At 55.4% G+C, this 3,183-nt stretch carries 1 protein-coding gene; it reads right to left on the bottom strand.

The window, feature by feature from the left end:
* Positions 1–3,183 (bottom strand): hypothetical protein (locus tag ACWA6V_RS19785; RefSeq protein ID WP_449524101.1); only part of this gene is annotated, 3,183 nt, incomplete at both ends.

The raw sequence follows: 3,183 nt of genomic DNA, 5'->3' as shown, positions 1-3,183 counted from the left end.
GCCGCTCGAGCCGCACGGCCTGCAGGTCGCTGCGGAACTCACCGGCGCTCTGGTCTTGATACCAACGCAGGTAATGCGCATTAGAACCATTTCCCGCGATATGCATATCCGGGCTGGATAACAAACTATAGGGTATGCTGCCCAGTAGCATCGACAAGGTCACCAGCGATAGGCAAAACAATCCCAGCTGCATCCATTTGAAGGTTCTGGCTGAGCCAATCTGCATCAATGTCCCGCGCCTGGTGAGCAGGATCAGCCAGATGGCGATCAGGGCGAGTACGTAGAGATTGACTGTCGCCACACCCAAGCTCAAGAGCACCCATTGATGGGTTTTCAGTGGTGTCAGTGGGCTGCGTCCGAGCAACGGGGCGAGCAGCAGGATCACCGCCAACATTCCCCAGAGCAATACCGCTGGCCCCATGCTTGGTCCACCTACCAGCAATGGCCAGCGATCACCGGGTAAATCGATATTAATTGTTAGATTGCTGCTATTGCTGCCCAGATCTATTGCCGGGCTGATAGTTTTAATGCGGGTGCCTTTGTCATCTTGCCAGCGAATTTCCAGTTCCTGATCGCCGGGGTGCAACGGGATTTTTACCCGACCATTCACCGCCAGCAGCGGCGCCTCATCCCCATCGATGTTGACACTTTCAAGGTTGGCTCCCTCCGGTAGGTCAAAGTCGTAGTGTCCTGCCTGGTTGGTGCGCAGGGACAAGCTCAAGGTGGCACTGCTGGCGCGATCGCCCAGCGTATATTTCAGCTGGGCTTGGTCAATTGCCATCACGCTGCCTGTTACCGCCTGCGGACGGCTGACAGCAATGCTGATACTTTCTTCCGGCCAAGGCTGCCAGATGGGCAGGTTGCCGGATTGCACTACGGGTATACCGGTGACCTGAGTGTGCCAAATGGGTGAGGTGTCCAGCACCCAAATTTCTACCCAGGCTGGATTTGCCGGTGCCTTGAGCTGCAATGGTGATTCCGCCTTGAGGGTGGAATACCAGAAGGTTGCTTGTTGATGGGTATCCAGTTGCACGGCGATTTTGCCTTTGCTGGTTTCATCACCTGAAATGGCGGTATCGCCGCTGATGGGCGACTCGCCGGGCAATAAGGGAATCTCTAGATTAATCATTCCCAGGGCAGGTGCAACCCGTTCTACACGTGTTTCTACGCGCCATTCCAGCCCTAATTGCAGTTGGCGCGTCACGGTCACAAAGGGAGCGATAGGGTCGGGTTGCAGGTGTTCTGCTTTGGTCAGTGACTCACTGCGCTGGATGCGGTTGAGTTGCAGTGAACTGCTGGCTTGGTTTGCGGTTGGTGCTCCTGTCAGTTGCCAGCCATCTAGTTGGCTGCCGAGGTTATGGAGTGGCAGGGGGAAGCCGAGCAGAAGGCTGTCGCGACCCTTAATTACTGCCTCAAGGTGCAGCAAGTTGCGCCCTTTACGCAGATTGACCAGCAGCTGGCCATTGGCATTTTGTACCAGTGATGCCGGTTTATTGTCGATCAGCACCTGGTTTGGCCACCACTGCTGGCGTTGGGCAGGCAAGGGCAGGGCGATGGTATCAGCGCTGTGAATGATGATGTCCATCTCCAACTGTTCGCCATCGGCTTTCACTTGCAGGGATTCGATGCTGGCGCAATCGGGCAGGCAGGGCGCGGGCTGGGTCAGGCGTGTTTCCAGCTCTTTGAGGAGGGCGTTGGATACCAATACATCAGCATGAGCGTTATCGGTTTGAGTGATACCACAGGCTAGCAATAACATGGCGGGTAACAGGGTCCGATTGCCCATTTTCCAGCTTGGTAGTGTGTGCCCTATCTGCTGTAAAAAGAGCCGTAACAATAGTGCGCCTAGCAATAGCGGAAACAGCAGGCTCAAGGCGCTGCCCAAACGGTTTAAGGCGGGCGGCACTAAGTACAGGTGGGTGATTTCATCCGGTCTTACCGGCCCGCTCCAGCTCAAGTCGATCTTGTGCCAATTCCAGCCGGGAACTCCCGGCCCTGTTTGTACTTGCTGGCCTAAATCGTATTCCTGTGACACTTGCTGTTTGGGGGCGGGGAGTGATGAACGGATGCCAGTGACAACCACTTCCTCAGTCTCATCTGCGCGGGATTTTGCGTGGGGTGTTTCTACGCCCTTGTTATCCGAACTCATCATTATCAAGCTAAAGCCCCAACTGTCCTGGCTATCGTCGTAGTAACTCTCACTGATATTGCGCCCCGAAAACTCCTGCTGCGGATAAAACACCTGCCGCGCCTGCTGCACACTAAACGGCAACAAAAACAATCCGAGCAAAATAAAGCTGGCATAGGCATAGCGCACCAGCTGGGTTTTGAATTTACCGCTGACCATGGGCAGTAGAGCCAGCAGGGCAGCGATATTTAGCCAGATAAACAGCGGTGCGCCGGTGCGATGGAATGTGAGCAGGAGTGTCAGTAGTGCCAATCCACCCCAGAGTGGGGTGGTGATGCGCGCGACCGTAAAGGTGATTATCAGTACCAGGAAAATATCCCACAGGCTCCACCGGGATACCCAGCTGCCAGATTCATAGCTGGCTCCGGTCGCGGAAAGCAGCGACCAACCGGGTGGCAAATGCAATTGTGCATCCACTTCTGCAAAATCCACTGACCAGCCACTAACCGGAATTGCTGTGCTGCGCAGCAGGCGACTGATGCCAGTAAGATCCAGTTCGCGGGAACGAACTTCTACGCCGGTATTAGCGTTGCCGGTAAGGCGGGTGACCAGCTGGGGTATGTCATTGAGGGCGGCGCTCTGCAATTCATAGGGTGGCTGCGTTTCCATGCGCCAACCTTGTTGCAGTTGTCCGCTGATTTCATCGCGCAAGGTAAAACCACTACCATCAAAATCCAGCCAGATTTCTTTATCCAGCACCAGTTGGTTACTGCTATCGCCTGCGCCTCGCTGCAACTCCTGCAATTCCATGGTGGTGTCCGGTGTTACCAGATAGGCGGGCAGTTCACGCCATTCGTCGGGCAATTGTGTCTGGCTTGGATCAATGCTGGGGACACCGGAGATCTGTAGGCTGCGCAGCGCCGGTTGGCTGGCGACAACCCATATTTCTTGTTGTGGCCAGTTTTCGTCCTGCGCTTTGAAGCCCAAGTGGGTCTGCGGCTGGGTAGACTGCATATGCAGTTCGATTTCCCAACTGCCCGGTTTAACTTGCACGC

Source organism: Cellvibrio sp., from assembly GCF_053579595.1.
This window is presented reverse-complemented; position numbering and strand designations above follow the sequence as displayed.